The sequence below is a fragment of the Bartonella sp. HY406 genome (assembly GCF_025449315.1).
Taxonomy (GTDB): domain Bacteria; phylum Pseudomonadota; class Alphaproteobacteria; order Rhizobiales; family Rhizobiaceae; genus HY038.
This window is the reverse complement of the sequence record NZ_CP104893.1, coordinates 2,789,978-2,816,762: the sequence shown is the minus strand read 5'-3', so window position 1 is coordinate 2,816,762 and position 26,785 is coordinate 2,789,978. Positions and strand designations below refer to the sequence as shown.

Below are 26,785 nucleotides of genomic sequence, written 5' to 3'. Positions count from 1 at the left end.
AAATGATGGACCGGACAGATAAAATCATCCTTTCCTTGAAGGATATTCAAAAGTACTTTGGCCCAGTAAAAGCTATTAAAAATATGCAACTTACTGTGCGCCAAGGAACTGTGCATACTTTATTGGGTGAAAACGGTGCCGGTAAATCCACCTTAATGAAAATTCTTGCGGGCGTTTATCCGCAAACGGCAGGGCAAATCATATTTGATGGTGAGCCATATAGCCCCAAAAATCCGCGTGAAGCGGTTGCTAAAGGCTTATCGATTGTTTTTCAAGAGTTAAGCCTTTGCAATAATATGAGTGTTGCTGAAAATATTTTTGCAACCCATGAGCCACAACGTTTTGGCTTTATTAATGACAGGCAATTACGCAAAGAAGCTGATGAGTTGATCGCCTATTTAGAGCTACCAATCCGTGCTAAAGACAAAGTTAATGACCTTTCAATTGCCCAGCGCCAATTGGTCGAAATTGCCAAAGGTTTGAGTAAACCAGCTAAAGTTCTTATTCTTGATGAGCCGACCTCATCACTATCCGATTCAGAAGCCGAAATCTTATTTTCACTGATCGACCGTTTAAAAGAACGTGGAACAGCTATCATTTATATTTCCCACCGCATGGAAGAAATCATGCGTTTATCGGATGATATAACGGTTGTACGTGATGGCGAATATATCGACACAAAACGTCGTCAGGATACCAATATTGATGAATTAATTGCGATGATGGTCGGGCGAAAAATGGATGAAATCTATCCCCCCGCTCTTTCTAGCCCTAATTTTGAAAAAATATCTCCAATTTTAGAAGTAGAAAAACTATCGTATAAAGATGAATTTCAAGATGTTTCTTTTGCCATTCGTCCGGGTGAAATATTAGGCTTTTTTGGTCTGGTTGGTTCTGGTCGCTCTGAAGTGATGAATGCCATATTCGGCATGAAAAAGGCAAGTGGGACCATACGCCTTGAGGGTAAGGCCGTTAATTTTAAGAGTGCTGCGGAATCTATCGCTGCCGGTATTGGCTTTGTAACAGAAAACCGCAAAGAGGAAGGTTTGATCCTAAATGCGAATGTTATGCATAATATTTCTATGGCATCGCTTAAAGGATTTACCAATAAATTAGGCTTCATGAACTTTGGCGCAGAGAAAAAAGTTGCGCTTCAAGAAGCAGAGCGCCTGTCGGTAAAAGCTAGTGGTTTAGACACAGTGGTGAATACTCTATCGGGCGGAAACCAACAAAAAATCGTTTTTGCTAAATGGCTTCTAACCCATCCTAAGGTTCTCATTTTAGATGAGCCAACGCGCGGTGTTGATGTTGGCGCCAAATTTGAAATCTATAAAATTATTAGACAATTAGCTGATGAGGGAACAGCAATACTTCTCGTTTCCTCAGAACTGCCCGAGGTTTTGGGCCTTGCTGATCGTCTCATCGTTATGACTGAAGGGTGCATTACCGCCACGCTTAATGGTGCAGATATGACACCACAAAATGTTATGGCTTTTGCCACCGGAACGGTTGCCACAGGAATAGTTAAATGAAACAGTCCGCACAACTCCTAAAATCACCAAATAATGAATTAAAAAATTCTATCCAGCGCTATGGTGGCATTTTAATGGCTCTGGTCATTCTTTGCGTCATTTTTAGCTTATATACCAAAGGTAGCTTTGCAACTTTTGGCAATATTTCTAATATCTTACAGCAGGTTGCTGTGGTTGCTATTGCAGCATTTGGTATGACTTGGGTAATTTTGCTTGGTGAAATAGATCTGTCTATCGGCTCAATTATTGCGGTCGCTGGCATGGTTGGTGCGCAAATACTGGCTCTTGGTTATGGATTTGTGCCTGCAATTATTATTACCTTACTTGCTGGGGCATTAATGGGCTTTATCAATGGTGCATTGACCGCGAAATTACTATTGCCGTCCTTTATTGTTACCGTTGCTACAATGGGGATTTATCGCGGTCTTGTTAATTTGCCAACCAACGGCTCACCAGAAATGATTAGAGATCCTTCTTGGATTGCTATTGGTTCTGGCAATTTTTTAAATTTGCCGATTATCATCTGGATTGTTGTTGCAATGTTTTTGTTTAATCATATTCTTTTATCAAAAACAACTTTTGGACGACGTACTTATCTAACTGGTGGTAATAAGGAAGCTGCTTTATATTCAGGAATTAAGGTTGACCGCCTAAAAATCCAAATTTTTATTTTATCAGGCGTTATGGCTGCCATTGCTGGTATATTATTATCATCACGCCTTTATTCGGCGCAAACCAATGCGGGCGTAAATAATGAACTTGATGCCATTGCTGCCGCTGTACTTGGCGGTGCTAGCCTATCTGGCGGTGTTGGTACCATGGTTGGGACTTTGTTTGGTGCACTTATCATTGGTGTGTTGAACAATGGCATGAATATGATGTCTGTTCCCTTTTTTTTCCAGCTTATTGTTAAAGGTTTGGTTATCTTAATCGCTGTTTGGTTTGATGTAAGAGCCAAAAGAAAAAGAGGTTAATCATGGGTAAAGTTTTAACCATCGGCGAAATTTTGGTAGAGATTGTTGCAACGACTAAAGGTGATGGTTTTTTAAGTGCGCAGCCGCTTATTGGACCATTTCCATCAGGTGCACCAGCTATTTTTATCGATCAAGTTGGCAAATTGAATACGCCATGTGCGATTATTTCCCGCGTTGGTGATGATGATTTTGGCCGCGTCAATATCGATCGATTAAAAGCTGATGGCGTTGATGTTTCAGCTATTGAGATTGCCCAAGGTGAGTCAACCGGTAGTGCTTTTGTGCGCTATCGCGAGGATGGCAGTCGCGCTTTTGTTTATAATATCCGCTATAGTGCATGTGGCACATTAAACACCACTCAAAGCGCTAAGGATATGATTAAGGATTGCGATCATCTTCATGTTATGGGGTCGGCTTTTTCAGCGCCTGAACTTGGCGCCATGGTTATTGAAGCTGCAAAGGCAATAAAACATAAGGGTGGCACAATTTCCTTCGATCCCAATTTGCGCCCTGAATTATTGAATACCCCTGGTCTTAAACAATCTTGCGAATTTATTCTATCTATTACTGATCTTTTTATGCCGTCTGGTGAAGAAATTTTCTTATTTGAAAAAGCTGGCAATGAAGAAGAAGCGGTCAATCATCTATTGGCGCGTGGTATTAAAACCATTGTGGTGAAACGTGGGGAAAAAGGTGCGAGTCTTTATGAAAATGGCAAGCGGTTTGACGCGCAAGCTTTTAAGGTTGAGGAAAAAGATCCAACTGGCGCAGGTGATTGTTTTGGCGGAGCATTTTTGAGTTTTTGGCTCAAAAATACCGATCCGCAACAAGCGCTTGATTTTGCCAATGCTGCAGGTGCGCGTGCGGTTAGCGAAATTGGCCCTATGGAGGGAACGTCAACCCTTGCCGATCTCGAGCGCTTTATTGCGCAGAAAGCACTTTGATCATTTGGACAAAAATTTGTTAAACCTGCACTCGTAAAAGGATATTCCATGACTAAAAATCCTCTGCAATCCATTTCAAATTGGCGTCAACAATCGGGGCCATCTGGCATACCGTCTATTTGCACAGCACACCCCATGGTTATTGAGGCGGCAATGCGTGCAACCATGCCAACGCCATTGCCACTATTGATTGAAGCAACCTGCAATCAAGTTAATCAAGATGGTGGCTATACTGGCATGACACCACAGGATTATAAAAATTTTGTGCTAGATATTGCCCAAAACTGCAACTTTCCAGTTGAGCGTTTAATCTTTGGTGGTGATCACCTTGGACCTAATCCGTGGAAAAATTTAGCCGCAGAAGAAGCTATGGATAAAGCCGAAGTCATGATCCGTGCCTATTCGGCTGCCGGTTTTACCAAGTTGCATTTAGATTGTTCCATGGGCTGTCTTAATGAACCTTTGGCACTTGATGATAATATTATTGCGCTGCGTGCTGCCCGACTTGCCAAGGCTGCAGAAGAAGCAAGAGCACAAGGGGCAATCGGCCCTGTTTACATTATTGGAACTGAAGTACCAGTGCCTGGTGGTGCTTTGGAGGAAATCGAGGGGCTTGAGGTAACGAACAAAGATGCTGCCCTTACAACTTATGATATTCATAAGCAGGCATTTATAGCACAAGGCTTAGAAGATGCCTTTTCACGAGTTATTGGCCTTGTTGTGCAGCCCGGCGTTGAGTTTGGCAATCATAATGTCATTGATTATGATCCGCAAGCTGCAGTCACTCTATGTTCTGCATTGCCGCTTATGCCGAATATTGTATTTGAGGCGCATTCTACTGATTATCAAACCCGCGCCGCTTTAACGGCTTTGGTTAATGATGGATTTGGTATTTTAAAAGTTGGCCCCGGCCTTACCTTTGTTATGCGTGAAACCTTATATGGTCTTGATATGATTGCAGAAGAGCTTTTTGCAGGGCGACGTCAAAAGACTTTGCGCCAAACCATGGAAGAGGTCATGCTCAGCTCTCCTGCTAATTGGGATCGCTATTATCACGGTGATCAACATGAATTGGCCTTGCAGCGCCATTTTTCTTATAGCGACCGTATCCGCTATTATTGGCCTGATGAAAAAGCTAATCGTGCGGTTGAAGAACTCTTGGGGTTATTTGACAATGTCACATTGCCAGAAACTCTTATCGGGCAATATCTTGGCGGGCTTTATCATGATGTTCGTAGCCAACGCCTGCCAGCTAATGCCAAGGATTTGGTGTTCGCAAGCATTGAAAAAGCAATCAATGATTATATTGCTGCTTGTTGGCAAGTTTAAATTGCAAAATTAAGGACATTGTCTGGCTTTGGTCGAAACGATAGTGAAAGCCAGACATGTTTTTTAGATTAAAACGCCTGAAGGTATTTGTATAAAAATAAAAGATAACACTTTTTGTTGGGTAAAAGATTAAAAATGAAAAAAATAAATTCGATACCTGAAATTCGTACCCCGGAAATTCGTACAATGGAAGAGTTTGCTAGCCATATCGGATTATCACGCCCAACAGTATCCAAATATTTTAATGATCCAACATCGATTAGAAATTCAACACGCTTACTCATTGAAAACGCTTTAGCTGAGTTTGATTTTCGCCCTAATCTATTTGCGGTTAATTTAAAGCGCCGGCGTACTAAAATTTTGGGCGTTATTATTCCAGATACGCTTGATCCATTTTATATGGAGCTTACCCGCAAAATTGAAGAAATTGCTGAAAAAAATGGCTATTTTGCTGTTGTATTAAGCTCGCAAGGGCAAGTGTCAAGACAATCTGATGCGATTGAACGATTGCAATCCATGCATATTGCTGGTGCAATCATTGCACCAATTGCCCATTCGGCAAGCCAAGATAAATTAAACTCTTTAGCTGATCGCATTCCCCTTGTTTATGTCGATAGTAAGGAAGAAAGTGATGTACCCTTTGTTGGTACTGATAACCGCCAAAGCCTTGGCCTTATCATTGATTATTTATGCCGATCAGGAGAACCACCGTGCTTTTTGGGTATGCCGGGGGTGAATGCCAATTCAACATCACGCCGCCATGCTTATGAAGAAGCGATGATACGCAACGGTTTTAAACCTCTTATATTGCCAGTTGATAGCTCAAATAGCTGGGAATTCGAAAAATTTGGCTATGAGCAAACAATAAAAAATGTCAAAAGCGGTCTGCCAACCAATACAATATTATGTGCAAATGATCGCATTGCTTTTGGCGCTTTGCATGCTGCATGGGAAATGGGCATTAAGGTGGGGCATGGTTTACCAAGCAGCGAACTACGCATTGCTGGCCATGATGACCATCCGCTTGCGCGTTACACATCACCACCCCTTACAACCGTTGCACAAGATTATGCGCTGATTGCACAAATTGCCATGCAAAAATTAATGGATTTGTTTGATAATGAAGATCGGCAAGAACCATCTAAGCTAAAAGAACATGCAAAGAGTAAAGATCAATTAAAGCAAAAAGACCAGACATTGCTTAAAGCAAGCCTAATGCTAAGACGATCAGCTTAAACGGTTGTCTAGCCAATTCGAATTATAAACTAAATTTTTCTTTGATGAAAGTATAGTAATAACAGGTAACAATGGTCATATTTGTTAGACTATTTAAATAAATAGAATATGGCTATCCTAGGAAATTACTTAATGCTATCATACGCTTATTGGGGATATATCAAGAGTCATTATCATTTTAGCGATTTTAAAGCGCAATCTTTTGCTATTATGAACTGTTTTAATCGACAGTTCACCCAGTTTGATTATAACTCCCCTTTTTTTCAAAGTTATGGATATAGAAGTTACGGAAGGCTTATTAAACGAGCTTTAAAATATAATGATGCCTTGAGTAAAGTTTTTCATATCTCACTTGAAGTGGCCGATAAATCAGATTGTTATATCGAGAGTTTTAATTTAAGCATTGCCTTTCGCAACCCATTTTATCAATGTGAAGACAAAGCACCAATAAGACAAAAGTGTCAGCTCATTGCATTTAATTTTAAAAAGAATTTTACTTTAGACGAAAATTTTAGCCAAGCTGTTGGTCTTTTCGATGCTCTGGCGACGTGCGCTTTAGATTTAAAGCAATTTGCGATACTTGAAAGTAATGAGTTTTTAAATATTGAATATTATCACGCCGGTGTCAATAATATTGCCTTAGTACCATCATTGGGCGTTGTGGTGCTACAAAAGAAAAATTTTGAAAATTAATATTATTGTTTATTATCAATAACTTATAATAAAAGTAAAATAATTAATTTTTCTCAAAAAAATTTGGAACTTTTTCGTGATCGAACCGTTAATGCTGCAACAAGGCTAACAAAAGGTAAATAAGCCGAGAAACTTAAACAATTAATCAGATAACTTGGAAGAATTTAATAAACGGAAGCAAATTGGTTTCCCGTTAACGATCTAACCTTGCCTAAATTTAAAGTGATTTAACGCAAAACCAGCTTTTGCGAACGAGAAAGCTTTGTTTAAACACGGTTGGGCGGTTCTTCCAAAACAAATTTAAGGATAAAGATCATGAACCGTTTTGCAAAATCAATCATCGCTGCTTCAACTCTAGCAATTGCTGTAATTGGCAGCGCACTTACTGCACAAGCAACCACAATTTCAGCCCCTGCCTTATCATTGCATAATGCACCTGCAACAAGTGCGGCCGTAACCAGCAATATTGCTAAGGGTACTCAAGTTAATGTTGGTGTTTGCAATTCAGCTTGGTGCTATGTAACTGCAGGAAACCAAAAAGGTTGGGTTGAAACCAATAAGCTTTCAACACAATTGGCTGCTGCAAATAGCCGTGCTCGTTCAATGGCAGTTAGCGGTGGTGCAGGCGGCTCTGCAGCAACTGGTGGCCGTACAGCATCTGCTGGCTTAAATATTTCAATCACCATTGTTCCTGAAAAGTCAGAAGCAAAGGCTGTAAACCACAACCGCATTAATGTTGCTAAAATTGCACCACAAAACTTGCGTTAAGAATTTCACAAATCCCCGTTAGCTAAAATCAAGCTAACCAATTGGCCTATCTGATTTCATGATCGATCAGATAGGTCTTTTTTATTGTTTTAAATGTTGTTCACCACGTGTAAGCGTTGTTTGCGGGGTAAAAACGGGTGAAAATATCCGCCGTGAATTACGCTTTAACAGTGGGATGCCTTGACTGATATGCTTGGTTGCTTCAAGAACGAGAGCGCCACCAAAATAAGGAAAAAAACGCTTTTGCATTTTTTCAAAAAGCGTGGAAAAGCGCCGGATATTTAAATTTCTTTGCGGTAAAAAATGCAGCGTTTCGCTAAGTGATTGACATGTAAAACCAGCATTGGTCACAATTTGGTTTAGTTGGCCACGGCTATAGGGTTCGCCGGAGCCAAAGGGAGTTGCATCAGAACCTGCCCAAAAGCCACGTCGGTTTGGTGCAATAATAATGAGTTTGCCATTAGGAGCTAAAACCCGCCATAATTCACGCAGGGTTTCGCTCGCGTTTTCAGTTTGTTCTAAGGCATGCACAAGGATGATCTTATCAAGGCAACCGTCAGCAAGGGGCAAATCTTCTTCAAAGACCAAGGCAGTTGCAACATTTTGGCTATCTGGCCAAGTTGAAGCGCCTTGCCGCGCCGGCATAAAAGCAAAACAACAATCACATTTTAGGCGAAATGGTTCAAGATAAGGAACGCAATAACCAAGTCCCATAATCCTTTCATCATTGCGGATTGGAATATGTGGCTGAAGTGCGTTATTTAAATTTTGCTGCACCTTTTTACCTAAAGGCGATTGATAAAACTTTTGCAAAGAGTGAATATCAAGATACATTGCGTGCCTACCCTTTGCGCTAAGATGAAATTTGAATGCGTTTTAAAATGCCGTTATTGCCAACAACCTATTTGACGACCTCGCAAATTATGAGCATCAAGATCGACAAGGAGACGCTGGTCTTTTTCCAGTAAATAATAACGCGTGCTATTCTTAATCTCAAGCTTTTGCCAACCAGCGCATTGGGTTGGCATAGATGGTTGCGAAAATGCGATTTTTTCGCTCCATGCTGTTGCTTTGGCAGTGCAACCACATAAAAATGGTAGCCCGATTATCGGTAATGCTGCTAAAGCACGTCTATTTTGGGTTAAGTTTTGAAGAACAGTTTTTGAAAAAGACGACATAAATCCCCCGCAAATTGCCAAATCTCATTTAAATAACGATAGTGTTATTGGTAAGTTATTTTATAATGATTAGATATTACTCGCTGTATGGCTTAAAGCATAGCAAAAAAACATGCGTCTATCCATATATATGTTTTTGATATAAATGAGTGAATTGATTTATCATAAATATTTGCTAAGCTTTTGATGCAGCGTCTGTCTTAGTTTAAATGGTTTTTGCCAGATAATAACAAAAATCATATGCAATTTCCTATAAGCTTGTTAAACAAAATTTATGTAAGGAACAAATTATGGAATACCGTGCATTAGGAAAAACTGGGTTTAACATTGCGCCTTTAGTTTTTGGTGCCAATGTTTTTGGCTGGACTGTTGATGAAAAACGCTCATTTAATTTACTTGATGCTTTTGTTGATGCAGGCTTAAATGCAATCGATACAGCCGATGCTTATTCAACTTGGGCGCCGGGCAATAAGGGTGGAGAATCTGAAACCATCATTGGCAATTGGCTAAAGCAAAATCCAACGAAGCGCGAAAAGGTCGTTATTATCACTAAAGTTGGCTCGGATATGTTGGAGCCTAGTAAAAAAGGGCTATCGGCGCGTTGGATAAAACAAGCGGCAGAAGATTCTTTAAAACGCTTACAAAGTGAAGCTATTGATGTTTATTTATCCCACTGGCCTGACCCAGAAACCAGCCATGAAGAAACATTGCGTGCCTATGAAGACCTTATAAATTCCGGTAAAGTGCGTGCAATTGGTTGTTCTAACTATGATGCAAAACTTTTAAAGAGCGCGCTTGATACATCAAAATCCTTGAATTTGCCAAGCTATCAAGTGCTTGAGCCTGAATATAATCTTTATGATCGCAGCGGTTTTGAAGGCGAACTTGCCGATCTTTGCCGCCAAGAAGGTTTGGGTGTTATCACCTATTTCAGTCTTGCATCTGGTTTTCTTTCGGGAAAATATCGCAGCCAAAATGATGTTGAGGGCAAAGCGCGCCAACGCATGGTTGAAAAATATGTCAATGAACGTGGCCTGCATATTCTTGATGTGCTTGATGGCATATCAAAGGCACATAATGCAACCAATGCTGAAGTTGCCCTTGCTTGGATTATTGCACAAAAGGCAGTGACCGCACCTATTGCTAGTGCTACAAGTCTTGAACAATTGGCAAGCCTTGTTAAAGCAACGACCCTTAAACTAAGCAATGACGATATAACACATTTGACTAATGCCAGCGCTTTTTAACAAGCTAGAAATTAAATTCTATATTGTTAAAATATAAAATTGTGAGCAAATCCATTTCAAAATGAAACGGATTTGCTTTTAGATTTGAGCAAGGTTTATTTTAAGGTCTTGCCGAAATTGGATTTAGCCACTAAATCTAGCGATTTGAATATTTTCGCAAAAATATGAGGCGTTGTCGCCAAAATACGTAAAAGCAAAAACTAGAGCATTTTAGTGACTTTAATTAAAGTGCTTTAGCCCAGGAGAGATAGATGTATGCTTTTTTTTCGACTATAAGTCTTATATTAGACTTTATTAGGATACTTATTGTAGGCAGAATAATTATTTCTTGGCTTTATGCGATGAATATTGTTAATCCGCGCAGTCAGCTCTTCGGTATGATTGGTAATTTCCTTTATACAGCAACTGAACCTATGCTAGCACCAATAAGGCGTATATTGCCGGATCTTGGTCCAATCGATATTTCGCCTATTATTATCTTTTTTGGGATTTATTTTTTGCAAATGTTGATTGCAACATCGCTTATGCCTGCATTTGTGTAAGTAAAGTAAACTGCGCAAAGGATGGAATAAGATTTAAAAATAATGAGCCGTTTTAGTTTTGAAAACTAAAACGGCTTTTTTTATTTACATTGAATATTTAACAAATTGGATATTTCACAAAGCGGCGCTTTGTGACCATGCTTTTAAAAATTGGCAATTTTTTTCAATTGTTCATAATTATGGGGCGCAGCAGCAAGAACAGGATGCCCTTTTTTGAGATTTTCACCATCGGTGGGGAATGGCATAATTTTGCCGCCTGCTTCCTGCACAAGGCAAAAACCAGCTGCACAATCCCATAAATGCATATAGGGTTCAACATAGCCGACGAGGCGACCTGCCGCGACATAAGCAATCATCAATGCGCCTGACGCATTACGATAAAAATTGCTGCCCGCAGCCAAAAGATTTTGTAAAACATCAATTTTGCGCTCTGTTGAAATATGATGATTGCAGCCAAAGCCAGTAAGTCCATTGGCAATTGTATTTTTCTTCGTTACTTCAATTGGCTTATCATTTAAAAATGCACCATCATTAGTCATGGCGCGATAAAACTCGTTTTTATATGGTGCATAGATCACGCCAATTGCAGGTTTGCCCTGATATAAAACGGCGATCGAAACACACCAATCACCAATTCCTGCTAAAAAAGGCGCCGTGCCGTCAATAGGGTCGATTACCCATAGGAAATCTGATTGATGGTTGCTAATACCACTTTCTTCGCCCAAAAATGCATCACCAGGAAAATGGCGATAAATTGCTTCTTGAATGTGCTTTTCAACATTGCGATCAGCCATTGAAACCAAATCTTGAGGGTCTTGTTTGGTTTCAATAATTAATTTATCGCGGTTATTAAAATAGTCTAAGGCAAGGTTGCCCGCACTTTTTGCCAATTGCTGCGCAAGAGCATAGCGTGCTTGTAACAATTTTTCGATATTTTGAAGTTCATTTTCGATATTTAGCGAGGTCATGACAGTTCCGTTTTAAAGTGAATAGCAACGCTTTATGTAATTTACTATTATAACATATACGTGTCGCTTAATCATGAGGGCGTGCGGTATATGCATAAAAAATCAAGTCTATGTTTTAAGTATAGCCTTGATTGTAAATTTTTATGATTTTTTACCCAAAACGGTTTGCAAAACTTAGCAAAATCCTGCTTGTTTAAGTTGGTTATAAGCTTGCAAAACTGCGCGAAAACGCTCCTCAGAACTACGATCGCCGCCATTTGCATCAGGATGGTGCCGTTTGATTAAAATCTTATATTGCGATTTGATTTCTTCGCTGCTTGCCATTTCTTTTAGCTCTAATGTGGCAAAAGCTCTTGCTTCCAGCACTTTCAATTTACGTTTAGGCGCCGCTTCAACACGCTTTTCATTAATCAGCCCATAAGGGTTACGTAAGCGCTTTTGCGAAACAGCGGAGCCTGAACGAATGCTGGAAAATTCCTGCGAGGTTTTAGTGGCTGTGGTGCGGTTAGAGCCTATTTTCCTTGTTGGGCGGTGGCCGGTTGCAGCATCCTTTTGGAACTTAGCAATTTCCGCATCGCTAAGGTCGGAAAAATAATTAAAATTTTTATTATATTCACGCACATGGTCAATACAAAAATGTAAAAATTGCCCTTCTCGGCCACGACCAGCAGGTGCACGATGGGGACCAGGCTTTTCACAGCCTTCCCATTGGCATTTCATTGTTTCAGGCTCGGCTTTTGCCTTTTTGCCTGAACTAATGCGTATAGAGTCAAAGAATTTTGAATTAATTGCCATGATATTTAGGTCATTCCGAATGGATTATAGTGTAATAATGTTTGACAATTGAATGAAATCGCACCAAACTTTATACAAGGCAAACTAATGCCCTTTCAAGAAAACACGATCAAACAATGATTTTGTCCTTTTTAATAAAAGATACTACGCTATATATGGGGTTTAAATTAAACTTTTAAACTTAATTAAACTGAAAGCGTTGCAGTTTCATATTTGGATTGGCGATTTTAACCAATTATAAAAAAACTGCAAGAGCTACGATATGGTTTGGGAAAATAATTATGTCCAGCACGATTAAAGAAATAATGGAAAAAAAATTGCGCGCTGCTTTTTCGCCCCTACATTTGGAAGTTATCAATGAAAGTGCATTGCATGCCGGTCATAGTCATGACGACGGTAGCTCTTTTGATGGTGAAGGTGAAACACATTTTAGAATAAAAATTACTTCAAATGAATTTATCGGCATGAAACGGGTAGAGCAGCATCGTGCCATTAACGATGTATTAAAAGACGAGCTTGCTGATAAGGTTCATGCTCTTGCAATTGAGGCGCAGGCAACACCATAAATGGTACTCAACAGTGAAATTTTTACGCACTTTACATCACAACTGTTTTGTTCCTTAGCGAAATATGCAAAACTTCATTTTAAATAATGAGTTTTGTCCCTAAGCTATGGAACTTCGATGCATATTCATGCGTTATCATCGCTTAAGTGAATGCGAAATTAATATTTAATATCAAAGTGGTTAGTAATAAAGCTTTCTTTGTAATTCTTTAATTTGAATTGTTGTAATTTTTGCTATAAATGAATTATATTTGATCGCAATTGCTTAAATGAGATAGTTATTCATTAATATGTTGGAATATATATATGGAACGCGCAGCTAGAACCCAATGGCGTGATAGGCTTATTCTTGAAAATGCTTTAGATTATGCCATATTAACCACTGATATGAATGGAATTATTGATAGTTGGAGCGCGGGCGCGCATAATTTATTTGGTTGGCGCGAAGAAGAAATTATAGGAAAATCATTAGACACGCTTTTCACATATGAAGATCAAGCGGATGGATTGCCAGCAAAGCGACGCGAAATGGCCCGTCAACACCGGCTGGATCCGGTTGAGCGCTGGCATTTGCGCAAAGATGGCAGTAAGTTTTGGGCATCTGGTGATTTGCAATTATTTCAAGATGAAAATGGCGCACCTTGGGGTTTTTTGAAGATTGTCCGGGATAGGACCAGCGAGCGACAACATCAAGAGGCACTCCGATTAAGTGAGGAACGCGCCCATCTTGCGCAAGAGGCCGGTGGCATTGGGTCTTTTTCCATTGATGTGGATCGAGGTATTATTCTTGCTACACCCAAATTTATGGAACTATTAGGACTTGAAATTAAGCCAGAACTTGCAATTGAAGAATTTTTAGATGTAATCGTTACCAATGTATCTTATATTGCCAGTCAGATGCTTAATCCACCAGATGATAATTTAGTATCGCTAGAAATTCAAATTCAACGCAGTGACAACAATGAAAGACGTTGGATTGCTTTTCGCGCAGAAAAAGCACCAATTGATATTGGTGAAATGCAAGGGCATCGCCCGATCCTTGGAGTTATTCAAGATGTAACTGCAAGGCGGCTTGCTCAAGATAAAAGAGAAATGTTAGCGCAAGAATTAGCTCATCGGGTTAAAAATACCTTAGCTATTGTGCAAAGTATTTGCAATCAAAGCTTAAATAATGCCACGAACATTGAAGAAGCGCGCCGCATTTTAACCGCACGCATAAAAGCCCTTGCTGATGCACAAGATATATTAACGCACGGAGCCTCCTCCAGTATTAATTTGCATGAGATCATCGTCAATTGCCTTGAGGGTAATATTGGCCTAACCAATCGCTTTACCTGTAATGGCCCAAAAGCTGCGCTTGATAGTGAGGCGGCGCTTTCCATGTCTCTGGCATTGCATGAATTTGCAACCAATGCAGTAAAATATGGCGCTTTATCGAATGAACAAGGGCGGGTGGACATTACATGGGATTTTGATGATGGAAAATTTCATTTTGCATGGCATGAAATTGGTGGGCCTGAAATTACTAAACAACCAACCCGCAAGGGTTTTGGGGCAAAATTGGTGGAACGCTTATTGCCTGCAAGCTTGAACGGTGAAGCAAAACTTGATTATGCACCAAATGGTTTTAGCTATCACCTAACTGCACCAATTAGTGATTTGATTAAACCACATTAAGTCAATCCATGCATTAATTGAAGATTGTATCATTTTGACTATTATTTGAGATTTTAGCTTAACAAAAGATGCTATGTCTTGTTATAATTTATAGTGATTTATAGATTCCATTTGAACATATTGCATCTTATCCTTTTGCAGTTTCCTGATTGTAATAGGTTTAAAATCACATAGAATTTGTTGGGATATTGGAAAACAACATTGACGACACTAAATATTGTTGGCACAAACAGCAAATAGCAAAAATATGTGGCAAAAAATGCGGCATATGCTATTAAATGTTTAAGTTTTTACTAAACTATCCATTGTCACTAGCACTAGTCACCATTAAGTGTCACCACCAGTGTCATTGCAAAGTTTAGGATTGAATTGCAAATATTATCTTTCTAGAGGGGTTTCCCGTGCACCGTCATTCTTATCTTTTTACTAGTGAATCCGTTTCAGAAGGTCATCCCGATAAGGTTTGTGACCGTATTTCTGATGAAATTGTTGATATGATTTATAAGGAAGCGCGAAAAACCAGTACTGATCCATGGAGTGTGCGTATTGCATGTGAAACAATGGCAACAACAAATCGTGTTATCATTGCAGGCGAAGTTCGTGTACCTGATACATTCTTGAAAAAAGATAAGCAGGGCAATTTGGTTGTTGACGAGCAGGGCAATCCGCAAATTAATCCATCGCGTTTTCGTGCGGCAGCGCGCCGTGCTATTAAAGAAATTGGCTATGAACAAGAGGGTTTCCATTGGAAAACCTGCCGTATTGATGTGCTGCTTCATTCACAATCAGCCGATATTGCCCAAGGTGTTGACAATGCTGCTGACCGCCAAGGCGAAGAAGGTGCTGGCGATCAAGGTATTATGTTTGGTTATGCTTGCCGTGAAACTGAAGATTTAATGCCAGCGCCCATTTATTATGCCCATAAAATTTTGGAAGAAATTGCTGTCGCTCGTCATAAAGGTGATGGCGAGGCTCGTTTATTGGGACCAGATGCTAAAAGTCAGGTAACGGTGCGCTATATTGATGGCAAACCAACAGAGGTGGTGTCAATCGTCCTATCGACTCAGCATCTTGATGCCAATTGGGATTCGAAAAAAGTGCGCGAAGTGGTTGAACCCTATATTCGCAATGCTTTACATGACATTGAAATCTCAGAAAATTGCAATTGGTATATTAACCCAACTGGAAAATTCGTTATTGGTGGGCCTGATGGTGATGCGGGGCTTACCGGTCGTAAGATTATTGTTGATACTTATGGTGGGGCCGCGCCGCATGGTGGCGGTGCTTTTTCTGGTAAGGATACCACTAAAGTTGACCGTTCCGCTGCCTATGCCGCACGCTATCTAGCTAAAAATGTTGTTGCTGCTGGCCTATCTGAGCGTTGCACCATCCAGATTTCCTATGCGATTGGCGTTGCCCAACCGCTTTCAATTTATGTTGACCTTCATGAAACGGGCAAGGTTTCAGAGGCGCAGGTTGAAGCCGCTATTCGCGCAGTGATGGATCTTAGCCCAACCGGTATTCGTAAACATCTTGATCTTAATCGACCCATTTATGCCAAAACGTCAGCCTATGGACATTTTGGTCGTAAACCTGGCCGCGATGGTTCATTTTCTTGGGAAAAAACCGACCTTGGCAGTGCGTTAAAGGCAGCAATTCAGTAATGCAATCGGATAAAACACCACATAGAACCCGTATGAGCGAGGCTTTTTATGGCCGACGTCAAGGCAAGCCCTTACGGGATAACCAAATAAAACGGCAAACAGATCTTTTGCCGCAGGTGTTGGTTGACCTCAAACAGCCAGCGCCGCAATCGCTAAAAGAATTATTTGCAAAACCCGTTGAAGCTGTACGCCTTGAAATTGGTTTTGGCGGCGGTGAGCATTTATTGCATGAGGCTGGTCGTTTCCCAAATACCGGTTTCATTGGGGTTGAGCCTTTTGTTAACGGCATGGCAAAGCTATTAGCTGGTCTTGATGAATTGCCTGATTTGCAATCCTCATTGCGTCTTTATAATGATGATGCAACTGCACTGCTTGATTGGCTGCCTGATCAATCGCTTGATGGTATTGATCTATTCTATCCAGATCCATGGCCCAAGAAAAAACATTGGAAGCGGCGCTTTGTGAATGAGAAAAATTTGCAGCGTTTCGCCCGTGTTTTAAAAAAGGGGGCATTGTTTCGTTTTGCTAGTGATATCGATACCTATATTAACTGGACATTATTGCATTGCCGTGAGCATGGTGGTTTTGAATGGGTAGCGGATAATGCCAGTGATTGGCACACGCCCTATGAGGCATGGCCGGGCACGCGCTATGAAGCAAAGGCGATACGCGAAAATCGCACGCCAGCTTATTTGACATTTAAACATATTTAAAAAAGGGGCAATTTTGCCCCTTTTGTTTTTGATGTTAAAAATACATTATTGGCAGTTTTGCCAGTTCATGGATATAAGCTTATATTCATAATATTGGCTTAATCATATTGAGTTTTTAAGGTGGAAGCGACAGATGAATATTGGTTTTTTAGGCACTGGCACAATTTCTGATGCTATTATTCGTGGTCTTGCTAAATCGGATATTACCAAATCAAGCCTTGATAAATCAAAAGGGGCGGTTAAATCAATCATTGTATCACCGCGCTCACAATCTATTTCAGCTAGGCTTGCCACAGATTTTCCAAACCTTGTGCATGTGGCATGTGATAATCAAGCGGTGGTCGACCAATCGGATATTGTCTTTATCGCTTTGCGAGTACAAGACGCGCAAGACTTGCTTAAACAATTAGCATTTAAACCGCAGCAAAAACTTGTTAGTTTTATTGCAACCGCATCAATTGATGATCTTGCCGCTTGGAGTGGGCACAAGGGGGACATTCTTCGCGCGGTGCCGCTACCATTTGTGTTGGATCATCAAAGCACCACGCCGGTTTTTCCAAAAGATGAGGACGTTGAAGGAATTTTTGCCAAGATTGGCGGCGCACTTAGTCTTGCCAATGAAGAAGAATTGAAAATTTTCATGATTGCAGGCTCACTTATGGGCAGCTATTATCGTTTTGCAGGCAGTGCCAATCAATGGTTGATTGACCATGGCATTGATGAAAATATTTCAACCAAATTTATCAGCAAATTATTTGCAAGCCTTGCCCATGAAGCGCAATCGCGACCAAAAATTGATTATAAACAACTAGAAATTGACCATTCTACCAAGGGCGGCACCAATGAGTTGGTGACGAAAGTCTTTACCGATAATGGTGGCATTGATGCGCTTATTAAAGGGCTTGATAGCGCGCTTGAAAAAATGCAGTAGCTTAAAATTTTGTATTATTTTTATATAGAAGATGAAGAAGGCAGCTATGGAAAACAAAGTTATTGATCCTAAAAAGACCGCTTTAATCTTGATGGATTTTCAAAATTTTATTTTGGAGAATTTTATTTCACTAGAGCAAGCGACACATGTGACGCAAAATGCTGCAAAGCTACTTCAATGGGCGCGCCAAGCAGGTGTTTTGGTTATCCATGTGAATGTTAGTTTTCGCCAAGGCTATCCTGAAATTAATTCACGCAATGTCATGTTTGGTGATATTAAGGCCAATAAGCGGGTTATTCCCGGCAGTGACGAGATGAAAATCTATGCGCCACTTGCGCCGCAAAGTGATGAGCCAATTGTTGGCAAACATCGCATTAGTGCATTTTCTGGCAGTGATTTTGATATGATTTTGCGCGCTAATAATATTGAAGAATTGGTGCTTGCTGGGGTTGCAACCTCGCATGTTGTCTTATCTACCTTCAACCAAGCATTTGATCTTGATTATGGTTTAACGGTCATTGAAGATGCTTGTACCGATGGTGATCTTGAAATGCATGATATTTTAATTAAAAAGCATTTTCCAAGACATGCAATGGTCATGTCTGCACAAGAATTTATTGAAACAAATATTAGCTAATCTTTGATTTTTTAGGTAAATATCGCAGTTTAAAACGTGGATTATAGCATAAGCCGGGGAACAACATGTTACAAAATTTATTTTTAAAAATCTATATGCCTATTTTTAGATTTAAAAATAGGCGTTATTTAAAAAAGCGAAATTTTAACTACATTATTGATCGTTTTGAAGAATATGGCGCTGCTGGGCTTGAAGTTAAAAAAGTTACAGACCATTTTTTACAAAATCATTTTGACGCATTTCGGCAAGGGTTCGAGCAATTGCGCCGCAATGATGAGCTTCTTGCCAATGGCTTTTTGAAAAGCGGACTTGTCTTTGATGGGCTTGAAAATATATTTAAAGACTGTAGCTTTGATGCAGCATTAGAGAAAATTTCGCATTTGGAAAATTGGTGGGAAAAAGAGAAAAGCTCATTTGCTGGTGGGCTTTATGCATTATGTCTTTATCATACCGGTTGGATTGCGCGCGGCGGCGGATATATCCAAGATGTCGGTAAGACTGGTTTGAATAGCTATCAAGGTTGTTTGAGCAAAATGTGGGATGTCCTCAAAGACAGCGTTGCAGGGTCTGACAACTGCCTTTTATGGAACTTAGCTCATTATAAATTATATAGCGATGGTGGTGCTGGAATTGAATATCTTAATGAGTTGTTTTGTACACTTATTGCTTTAGATCCTGATAATCTTACCCATTATATTGATCATGGTTTTCGGCTATTGCCGCGTTGGTTCGGCTCATCTATGCAAGATGTTGACGATTTTGCTCGCAAAGCCATTGAAGTTACCAAAGAAAAATTCGGTTGTGGTGTTTATGCGATGATTTATTCATTCCATTTTCGACTTGGAGATAATCCCGTGGAAGAGACCTGCTGTGATTTTGATTTGTTAAATCAATCATTTGACGATTTATATCAGCGTTTTGGTGGGCAGGCTATGGTTAATTATAATATTGCCCTACTTGATTGGGCGGAAAAATATGACAAGGCCTATCCGTTGGTTAATTCTCGGCTAACTGCAATTGTGCCTGCTGTTTGGAATCCTTATGATGTTGTCAACGGATTATTAATCGCTGATCTTAAAATTTGTCATATAGGGCTACATTATTCTTAAGTTACATAAAGGCGCTTATCTTTATTTTAAGCTGTTCATCTAACCGTAGTATTTTGTTTTGCAAAATTCTTGCATTAATTTACATATCGTTATATAGATTTTATATATAACGGGTGTAAAATTGTTGTGAAAGCTATTATAAAATTGATAGCGCATTAAAGGAAAAGATGATGAAAAAGATTGCCTTTCTTTCTTTTGGACGTTGGAAACAACATGAACTTTCCAAAACAACGACACCGCAGGCATCCTATAAGCAAGCAATTGAAATGGCAGTTCGAGCGGAGGAAATGGGTGCTGATGGCGCTTATTTTCGTGTTCATCATTTTACCGAACAATTGGGTGCGCCTTATCCTTTGCTCGCAGCTATCGCAATGCAAACCAAACATATTGAAATTGGCACTAGTGTGGTTGATCTTCGTTATGAAAATCCGCTTTCCATGCTCGAAAATATCGCCTCTGCAGATATGATTGCTGACCAAAGAATACAATTTGGTATTGGCCGCGGCGCGCCGTTTGCATCCATTAATGGTAGTGAATTTTTTGCACCAAGCATGAATAAGGAATTGAGCCAAAGAGAACTTGCCCAGCAACGCGCTTTGTTTTTTCTTGACCAATTACGCGGCGAAAAAACATTTGAACTTGAATATAATTTTGCCGACGCTGGTGAAACGCGCCGCATTGCAAGAGTGGAACCCTATAGTGACACGTTACACAAGCGTATTTGGTGGGGATCTGGCACGATGGAATCGGCCATCTGGGCAGCTGAACATGGCATGCATATTCAATGTGCCACCCATCGCAATCCTGATACCGGTCAATTTATGTTTTCAGAGCAAGTCGAGTTTTTAACTGCCCATAAAAAAGCCTGGGATAAAGCTAAGCATAATTATGCACCACGCGCTGCAATTATTCGCGAGATCGTACCGCTTTGTGATGAAAAAGAAGACGCTTGGTTGCAACAAATCAATAATGAATTGGTGGAATTATGGCCCAATAATAAGAAAGCGCGTGATGTTTTTCACAGCACCTATTGTGGGCGCCCTAAAGATATAATTGCTAAGCTCAAAAATGATGCCGCAATTTCTGAAGCGGATACTATTTTTATTCCGGTTGAAAATAGCATTGGTCTTGAATTTAACCTTAAAATTATTGAAAATATTTTGACAAAAATTGCACCGGAATTGGGGTGGCGCTAACAAAGCGACCTGATTTAAAACTGACATTTTATAAATATAAAAATGAAATTTTTTTGAGGCGTAACAACAGTTTCGCCTCAAAAATATTGTTTAATATTAGTTCTCTGTAAATCTATATCGTAAACTTGATCCCAATCTTAGCTCAAAAATTACATAGGTATGTAATTTTCTTAGGCATGAATTGTCTTCTATAGCTCTGTTTGCTCCCTCTATGTAACTAAAATTCAAATCCCGAAAAAAATTTATTTCAGACAAAGTTGAATGTTGTGGATTTTGCGGCACAGGTGCAAATTTTCTGCTTTCAAAGGCGCATTTTATTTCATTAAACATATTGTCTTGCGGATAAATATCTTTAATTTTTTTTAAATCGGGGCTTTGAGGATAATAGATTAAAGACCAATGTTTAGGATCTTTATGGGTGTGCAGCGTATAATGATCGCCATTATCAACAAAAGCGTAAGAGCCGTCAATCTGCATATTTATAAGGATATTTGGTCCCTTATAAGCGATAAAATCTACCATTGTAATGCCTTAAAACTTCTATTCATTTTTTTTTGTGAAAAAAATAAAGTAAAATATGCTAAAACTTGATGGCACCAATAAGATTTCAACTAAAAATGCTTTTTTATTACGATGCTCTAGGTTCTGTATTTATTTTAATGAACCATTATTTGTCTTTTTTGATAAAGTATTATCAGCATAGTTTGATTTTTTTCATAAACTTCGCTTATATTTGTCTAGGAAAGGTGAGCTATGGAAATTCGCGATTATGAACTTGAGGAAAAATATAAAGCTAAGATTTTTGAAATTATTTCATTAGGATTTCCGCTTTTTTTTGATATTTATGAATATGCTGAAAATAAGCTAATAATCGCCATCAGTAGTGATTTTTGCTATTATCATAATTGCGAATTTATTATGGACGGTGTTGAATTGATTCATTGCGAAGCTATGTGGTCAACGGACTTTAATCTGGATTATTTACGCATCTTCAAATTTCAAAAAAATAAACAGCATTTTATACGTTTAGAAATACTCTCAGATTGCGGTATTCTCTTTAGGTTTATTGGGAAAAGCTTAGATTTTAATCCCTATATGGTTTTTTATTATGAACGTGAGAATTTAAAGCCCGGCGAGCGTGTAGTTAGTAAATTGTTTTAAATATCGGAATTTTATGATGGAAATTGATAATCATACAGCGCAAACCATCATGGGCTATTTGCGTGAACGTTGGCCTAATCAGATTTTGCGCATTAAAATATATGAGTGGTGTTCAACTAATCTGCTTTTAGCAATTAGTGATGATTTTCAAAAGCATCATATTTGCGAGTTTTTTTCAAATGATTATTGTTATTCCAATTGTTCGGTCGAGTGGAGTTTCAACACCAATAGTGATTTTTTAAAAATTAATCTTCAAAACGAGTTTCGCCCTATACCCGAGTTTATTTTTACCGCTCTTGATGGTGCTCAACAGCTTATAAGCTGCGATAATTTCTATTTTAATTTTGATGTCGTTGATTATCTGGGCGCTAAAAAGCCGCAAAAATTTGACCGCTTAAATAAAAATTATTTTTCGCATTATGATCCAAAAACGGATCTATTTGATGAAAGAAAGTGGGGACAGCGATTAGATTAGGAAACGAAGAATAAAAACGCGGGCAATGATTATTATCAATATGATATAGCCAACGTTGTTTAACCCATCATCGTAAATGCTTGGTATTTTGGGATAATGGGTTAAAATCTTCTAATATAATCTCATAATAGTTTTATTGTGGCGTAACATCTGGACGATCAAGGCTGATGCGTTGCTCATAAGGTAAGGCAGTAAGGTTTTCAAGAATAGCAAGGCGGCCATTTACGCCGTGTTCTTGAATATAGGCCAATTCCTTAGCGGTAAGCAATGTGATTGCTAACAAGCGAATAGGGCCGCAGGGCATAGCGAGTGTGGTTGAAAAGTCAGGCTGCGGTGCACCGATAAGAATACCAAGATTACCATTATCCAAGACAAAGCGTGATGGGACTTGGTTTGCAACTTCAGCGCTTTGAAAGTCTGGATATTCAATAGAAACCGCACCATATTGCTCAACCATATCAGCAAGGTTTGGATTTTGTGCAGCAACATCGGCGGTGCTAACAACAACACTATAGGCAAAACTATATTGCAAACCATTTTTAGTGCCATCATGGCTAAGATATTCAGGGGCGATGGAATTGGTCTCCAAAAACACTTCAAAGCCGAAACCGCTCGTTTTCGCCTTACTTGATTGCGGCCATGATAGCCCATTACTGGCAACAATAATGCTGTTGGTGCGGCGCACAAAAGCAAAACTTTGCACAACTGTTGGCCAAGGTTCGCCCTGTACGATTAATGACACAATGCCATCATCCATTTTGCCAATATTATTCCAGTGTTCATGCAAAATAGCGGCTGTCTTATCGACTAATTGAATGTGCTTATCATCCGCCTTTGATCCTTGAAATATATTTTTAATAAAACTAAACATATCTTATCCTATTAGGGCTTTGTCCTTTAGTAAAGTTTTGGCATTTCATTATTGGGAATTATTTCATAAAGATTACTGTCCAATGGTCCCTCTAACGTTTCTTTATTTAAAAAGCGTTTCAATGATAAAAAACGAAATTGGTAATAATCATTTTGATTTTTGACCCAAAAATTTAAATTTAGTTTAATAAATTTATTAAGTCCATCATGTTTTAAATATAGCTCGTAAAATTTATCATAACATTTATAAACATCAATTTTATTATATAGTACAATATTTATAATAACTTGTTGGTAATCCCACCATGGATCTAAATATGATATTTTCCACAATTTTTCATCATGCTGTTTTAATTGATTTTCAAGGGTATCAATTTCTAATTTAAATTCTGGAAATTGAAATTGCATCTTTCTTTTCTCCCCTTTTATTAGTCGTAAAACATTATAAAAATTTAAACTAAGTTCGATTTAATTTATGGAAGCGGTGGTATAGCTTATTTATAACGGTAAAATAATTAAAGAGAATTTCAACTTAATTGATGAAGGAGAGCCGCGATTTCTGCGATTTTAAAAAACTTTAAATATAAGCGTTTCGTTTAAGATGAGGTTTCAAAGTTTTATCGTTGGTTTATTTGATGGTTATTTTTGATAAAGCTTATTTTTTTACCTTCAACTTCAATAATGCCGATAGGTGCTTTATAAAGATTGGTTAGCATTGTTTCGTTCATGACATCATGGGTTTTACCGCAACACAGCATATTATTATCCTTGATCATTAAAACATCATCGGCAATGTCAAAGGCTTGGTCTGGATGATGGGTTGTAAAAATGATCGTGCGCCCTTGGTGTTTTAACGCGCCAAGTAGCTGAATGACATGGGATTGATTGTAAAAATCAAGACTTGCGGTTGGCTCGTCCAATATGATTGCTTGGGCATTTTGCATTAATGCGCGGGCGATTAAAACAAGTTGTCGTTGCCCACCGCTCAAGCTGGCATAATCTTGGTTGGCAAGATGCAAGATATTTAATTGATCAAGAATAGTGCGGGCTTGTTGCTCATCCCTCTGGTTGGGGTGGGCAAAAACGCTCATTTGCCCAGCTTTTCCCATGGTTACCATTTGCAATACGCTAAAAGCAAAGCCGATTTGCATATTTTGCGGCACATAGGAAAGGACTTTGGCGCGTTCTTGCAAATTTAAGCTGCTAATTGGGCAAGAGTTAAGGAAAATTTTCCCTGATAAGGGAGGCAATAGGCCAAGTAAGGTTTTGAGTAAAGTGCTTTTACCCTCGCCATTAGCACCAAGAATACAAAGGACGCTGCCTTGCTTGATTGAAAAATCAATATTTTGGCAGATCATTTTGCGATGATAACCAATAGTAAGGTTTTGAACGCTGATCAAAGTTTGCATTTATTTTCCTTTGATTAACAGCCAAATGAAAATTGGCGCACCAATAATGGCGGTTAAAATGCCAAGCGGAATTTCAGTTGCGGCAAGTGAGCGGGCGCAGCTATCAACAAAGAGTAAAAATATTGCACCAATAATAGCTGATGTTGGACCAACACGCCCAAAACTTGGGCCAACAATCATGCGGCTAATATGGGGAACAACAAGCCCAACCCAGCCAATAATACCAGCAATTGAAACGGCAATTGAGGTGAGGAAAGTCGCGCAAAGAATAGTGGTAAGGCGGATTTGTCCTGTGTTAATGCCGATTGTTTTAGCCTCTTCTTCACCAAGGGTCATGACATCAATGCGAAAACGCATGGCAATTAATATAGTAATACCAATGATAAAAAATGGTGCTAATAGCAAAATATTATCAAGCTCTACCCGGCTTAAACTTCCTAACAACCAAAAGGTGATAATCGGTAGTTTTTCATAAGGGTCACCAATAATTTTTAAAAGCGATACGCCTGCACCAAACAGGCCGCCAACAACAATACCAGCCAAAACGAGCACCAAAGTGACATCGCGCCGTGGTACAAGTCGAGCAATGAGAAGAACGATAGCAACAGCACCAATGCCGCCCAAAAAAGCACCGACCTGAATGGCAAATAGGCTTAACGAGGCAACAATGGCTAAACATGCGCCAAAAGCTGCGCCTGAAGAAACGGCCAATATATCTGGTGAAACAAGGGGATTGCGAAAAATGCTTTGATAGGCAGCACCGGCACAAGAAAATGCGCCGCCAATCAAAATCGCGGCAAAAATTCGCGGCGCTCTAATATTTTCAATGATACTGATGATCGTATCATTGGGTCGCTCACCGCCAAAAATACGCCATTCTAACCATTGTAAAAATGTTGATGCTGATATTGGATAGGCGCCAATTTTTAAATTGATGAGAATAACAGCAATTAAAAATAGCGGCAGCCCTATCCATTGCAAAAGTTTGATTTTCATTGAGAACCAGTTTTTTGCGTTTGAGTGCTAATCATGAGGTCATCAAATGCCTTATCATCAAGCGTGATATGATAAAATAGGTCATAAAATTCACCAGCGGTGGCTTTGATATCCACATCATAGGTTTCTGGATAAAGAATATGGGTGAGCCAAATGACGCCAATGGCGCGATTGACTGAAGGGGGAACATCAATCCAACTATAAGGCATGGATGGGGCAAGATAAACCTTGTTGTTTTTAACCGCACGCAAGTGCTGCCATAAGGGATCGCTGGCGATGGTTTCCATAAATTTTGGATTTGAAGCAATGATAATATCAGGATCAAGAGCCAAAATGTGATCCATGGATAATTGTAATATGCCTTGGCTACCAATATTAGCATCAACTGCATTGATCGCGCCAGCGCGTTCAATCACTTCTGCATGGATAGAGCCGCTACGCCCCGTTTCTTTGCCATCGACACCGCGGGCATAATAAATACGCGGACGCTTATCCTGCGGGATCTGATCTATTGCGGTTTTTACCGCTTTCATATGGTTTTCGAGCCACAGTGCGCGTTTTTCACCTTCATCTGGTTTATTGATTGCTTTTCCAATCTCTCGATAGGCTTTAGGGAAATTGTCTAAACTGCCATCAAACAGGATATAGGGAATATTAGTGCGTTTACGCACCATTTGGGCAAGTTCAAGGTCAACCGTGCCAACATTTCCTAAATCAATAATGACATCAGGTTTTGCCAATAAAAAACGTTCAATATTGGCTTCACTGCCAACCCGTCCACCAAGAGAGCCAATGACCGGCATGTCAACGGCTCGTTGCCCTAAAAATTCGCGGCGCTTTTCACCAATTTCGCTTGGCCAACCCATCATTAAATCTGGTGCAAGCGTATAAAGGAAAACACTGGCTGGCGGCCCTGCGGGGGCGATCTTGGCGATTTGGTCTGGTATTTTTACAACTGTGCCTGTTGCATCAATTATTTCAGACGCTTTTGCAAAGCTTGGAACTAATATTAAGATTATAAGTAAATAACGCAGTAAGACCATTGCACAGACCTTTATTTCCACTATGAGCTCGTTTTTTTGAACAGAGTTTTTTGCAAAACTTTATGCATTAGAAAAAAATACTATTTACACTAGCTCTAAAAAACATTACGGTATATAGGTAAACTACATAACG

General features: G+C 39.4%; 29 protein-coding genes. 19 read left to right on the top strand and 10 right to left on the bottom strand.

Annotation, left to right across the window (positions count from 1 at the left end; all coding sequences use genetic code 11):
• Positions 1–2 precede the first annotated feature (2 nt).
• From N6B01_RS11975 to N6B01_RS11945, 7 genes are all read left to right on the top strand, one after another.
• Positions 3–1,532, top strand: coding sequence for a sugar ABC transporter ATP-binding protein (locus N6B01_RS11975; protein WP_262078948.1), 1,530 nt, complete (start codon positions 3–5; stop codon positions 1,530–1,532).
• A complete protein-coding gene (locus N6B01_RS11970) occupies positions 1,529–2,506 on the top strand; it encodes an ABC transporter permease (RefSeq protein WP_262078947.1) in 978 nt (325 codons plus the stop codon). The genes N6B01_RS11975 and N6B01_RS11970 overlap by 4 nt, the downstream gene beginning before the upstream one ends.
• A gap of 2 nt (positions 2,507–2,508) precedes the next feature.
• The gene (locus N6B01_RS11965; protein WP_182417985.1) at positions 2,509–3,450 is read left to right on the top strand and encodes a tagatose kinase; all 942 of its coding nucleotides are present in this window, start codon (positions 2,509–2,511) and stop codon (positions 3,448–3,450) included.
• A gap of 48 nt (positions 3,451–3,498) precedes the next feature.
• Entirely contained in the window at positions 3,499–4,779 is a 1,281-nt protein-coding gene (locus N6B01_RS11960; protein ID WP_262078945.1) for a D-tagatose-bisphosphate aldolase, class II, non-catalytic subunit, read from the top strand.
• 186 nt (positions 4,780–4,965) lie between these two features.
• Entirely contained in the window at positions 4,966–6,015 is a 1,050-nt protein-coding gene (locus N6B01_RS11955; protein WP_262080664.1) for a LacI family DNA-binding transcriptional regulator, read from the top strand.
• A gap of 132 nt (positions 6,016–6,147) precedes the next feature.
• The gene (locus N6B01_RS11950; protein WP_262078943.1) at positions 6,148–6,708 is read left to right on the top strand and encodes a hypothetical protein; all 561 of its coding nucleotides are present in this window, start codon (positions 6,148–6,150) and stop codon (positions 6,706–6,708) included.
• Positions 6,709–7,023: 315 nt separating this feature from the next.
• Positions 7,024–7,476: an SH3 domain-containing protein gene (locus N6B01_RS11945; RefSeq protein ID WP_262078941.1), complete on the top strand. Its 453-nt coding sequence runs from the start codon at positions 7,024–7,026 to the stop codon at positions 7,474–7,476.
• An 81-nt stretch (positions 7,477–7,557) separates the two neighbouring features.
• Here N6B01_RS11945 and N6B01_RS11940 read toward each other — a convergent pair whose 3' ends face one another.
• Both N6B01_RS11940 and N6B01_RS11935 read right to left on the bottom strand, forming a co-directional pair.
• Entirely contained in the window at positions 7,558–8,310 is a 753-nt protein-coding gene (locus tag N6B01_RS11940) for a class I SAM-dependent methyltransferase (RefSeq protein ID WP_262078940.1), read from the bottom strand.
• 53 nt (positions 8,311–8,363) lie between these two features.
• Positions 8,364–8,654, bottom strand: coding sequence for a hypothetical protein (locus N6B01_RS11935; protein WP_246708078.1), 291 nt, complete (start codon positions 8,652–8,654; stop codon positions 8,364–8,366).
• A 290-nt stretch (positions 8,655–8,944) separates the two neighbouring features.
• Between N6B01_RS11935 and N6B01_RS11930 the strand changes: the two genes are divergently transcribed.
• Positions 8,945–9,901, top strand: a complete 957-nt coding sequence (locus tag N6B01_RS11930; protein WP_262078939.1) for an aldo/keto reductase — start codon at positions 8,945–8,947, stop codon at positions 9,899–9,901.
• 251 nt (positions 9,902–10,152) lie between these two features.
• Entirely contained in the window at positions 10,153–10,443 is a 291-nt protein-coding gene (locus N6B01_RS11925) for a YggT family protein (RefSeq protein ID WP_182417980.1), read from the top strand.
• 143 nt (positions 10,444–10,586) lie between these two features.
• On the opposite strand, the gene N6B01_RS11920 is transcribed toward N6B01_RS11925, so the two are convergent.
• Positions 10,587–11,411: an inositol monophosphatase family protein gene (locus N6B01_RS11920; RefSeq protein ID WP_262078938.1), complete on the bottom strand. Its 825-nt coding sequence runs from the start codon at positions 11,409–11,411 to the stop codon at positions 10,587–10,589.
• A 174-nt stretch (positions 11,412–11,585) separates the two neighbouring features.
• A complete protein-coding gene (locus tag N6B01_RS11915) occupies positions 11,586–12,206 on the bottom strand; it encodes a J domain-containing protein (protein ID WP_182417978.1) in 621 nt (206 codons plus the stop codon).
• Positions 12,207–12,487: 281 nt separating this feature from the next.
• Between N6B01_RS11915 and N6B01_RS11910 the strand changes: the two genes are divergently transcribed.
• From N6B01_RS11910 to N6B01_RS11875, 8 genes are all read left to right on the top strand, one after another.
• Positions 12,488–12,772: a BolA family protein gene (locus N6B01_RS11910; protein ID WP_262078936.1), complete on the top strand. Its 285-nt coding sequence runs from the start codon at positions 12,488–12,490 to the stop codon at positions 12,770–12,772.
• A 305-nt stretch (positions 12,773–13,077) separates the two neighbouring features.
• The gene (locus N6B01_RS11905) at positions 13,078–14,448 is read left to right on the top strand and encodes a sensor histidine kinase (RefSeq protein WP_262078935.1); all 1,371 of its coding nucleotides are present in this window, start codon (positions 13,078–13,080) and stop codon (positions 14,446–14,448) included.
• Between the two features lie 401 nt (positions 14,449–14,849).
• Complete coding sequence (gene metK, locus N6B01_RS11900; RefSeq protein ID WP_262078934.1) at positions 14,850–16,112, top strand: methionine adenosyltransferase; 1,263 nt, start codon at positions 14,850–14,852, stop codon at positions 16,110–16,112.
• Positions 16,112–16,825 carry a tRNA (guanine(46)-N(7))-methyltransferase TrmB gene (locus N6B01_RS11895; RefSeq protein ID WP_262078933.1) on the top strand — a complete coding sequence of 238 codons (714 nt, stop codon included), beginning with the start codon at positions 16,112–16,114 and terminating at the stop codon, positions 16,823–16,825. The genes metK and N6B01_RS11895 overlap by 1 nt, the downstream gene beginning before the upstream one ends.
• A gap of 133 nt (positions 16,826–16,958) precedes the next feature.
• Complete coding sequence (locus N6B01_RS11890; protein WP_262078932.1) at positions 16,959–17,756, top strand: pyrroline-5-carboxylate reductase; 798 nt, start codon at positions 16,959–16,961, stop codon at positions 17,754–17,756.
• 46 nt (positions 17,757–17,802) lie between these two features.
• A complete protein-coding gene (locus N6B01_RS11885; RefSeq protein WP_262078931.1) occupies positions 17,803–18,393 on the top strand; it encodes a cysteine hydrolase family protein in 591 nt (196 codons plus the stop codon).
• A 65-nt stretch (positions 18,394–18,458) separates the two neighbouring features.
• A complete protein-coding gene (locus N6B01_RS11880) occupies positions 18,459–19,502 on the top strand; it encodes a hypothetical protein (protein ID WP_262078930.1) in 1,044 nt (347 codons plus the stop codon).
• A gap of 170 nt (positions 19,503–19,672) precedes the next feature.
• Positions 19,673–20,698, top strand: coding sequence for an LLM class flavin-dependent oxidoreductase (locus tag N6B01_RS11875; RefSeq protein ID WP_262078929.1), 1,026 nt, complete (start codon positions 19,673–19,675; stop codon positions 20,696–20,698).
• 96 nt (positions 20,699–20,794) lie between these two features.
• Here N6B01_RS11875 and N6B01_RS11870 read toward each other — a convergent pair whose 3' ends face one another.
• Positions 20,795–21,220, bottom strand: coding sequence for a hypothetical protein (locus tag N6B01_RS11870; protein WP_262078928.1), 426 nt, complete (start codon positions 21,218–21,220; stop codon positions 20,795–20,797).
• A gap of 231 nt (positions 21,221–21,451) precedes the next feature.
• On the opposite strand from N6B01_RS11870, the gene N6B01_RS11865 reads away from it, so the two are divergent.
• Together N6B01_RS11865 and N6B01_RS11860 are read left to right on the top strand one after the other, a co-directional pair.
• The gene (locus tag N6B01_RS11865) at positions 21,452–21,859 is read left to right on the top strand and encodes a hypothetical protein (protein ID WP_262078927.1); all 408 of its coding nucleotides are present in this window, start codon (positions 21,452–21,454) and stop codon (positions 21,857–21,859) included.
• A gap of 13 nt (positions 21,860–21,872) precedes the next feature.
• Positions 21,873–22,334 carry a hypothetical protein gene (locus N6B01_RS11860; protein ID WP_262078926.1) on the top strand — a complete coding sequence of 154 codons (462 nt, stop codon included), beginning with the start codon at positions 21,873–21,875 and terminating at the stop codon, positions 22,332–22,334.
• 133 nt (positions 22,335–22,467) lie between these two features.
• Here N6B01_RS11860 and N6B01_RS11855 read toward each other — a convergent pair whose 3' ends face one another.
• From N6B01_RS11855 to N6B01_RS11835, 5 genes are all read right to left on the bottom strand, one after another.
• Positions 22,468–23,205, bottom strand: coding sequence for a hypothetical protein (locus N6B01_RS11855; protein WP_262078925.1), 738 nt, complete (start codon positions 23,203–23,205; stop codon positions 22,468–22,470).
• A 26-nt stretch (positions 23,206–23,231) separates the two neighbouring features.
• The gene (locus tag N6B01_RS11850; RefSeq protein WP_262078924.1) at positions 23,232–23,612 is read right to left on the bottom strand and encodes a hypothetical protein; all 381 of its coding nucleotides are present in this window, start codon (positions 23,610–23,612) and stop codon (positions 23,232–23,234) included.
• Positions 23,613–23,821: 209 nt separating this feature from the next.
• Positions 23,822–24,613 (bottom strand): ABC transporter ATP-binding protein, encoded by a 792-nt coding sequence (locus N6B01_RS11845; RefSeq protein WP_262078923.1) that lies wholly within the window; start codon positions 24,611–24,613, stop codon positions 23,822–23,824.
• On the bottom strand, positions 24,614–25,609 hold the full coding sequence (locus tag N6B01_RS11840) for a FecCD family ABC transporter permease (RefSeq protein WP_262078922.1): 996 nt from the start codon (positions 25,607–25,609) through the stop codon (positions 24,614–24,616). It abuts the gene before it with no gap.
• Positions 25,606–26,652 (bottom strand): ABC transporter substrate-binding protein, encoded by a 1,047-nt coding sequence (locus N6B01_RS11835; RefSeq protein ID WP_262078921.1) that lies wholly within the window; start codon positions 26,650–26,652, stop codon positions 25,606–25,608. The genes N6B01_RS11840 and N6B01_RS11835 overlap by 4 nt, the downstream gene beginning before the upstream one ends.
• Between the last annotated feature and the right edge of the window lie 133 nt (positions 26,653–26,785).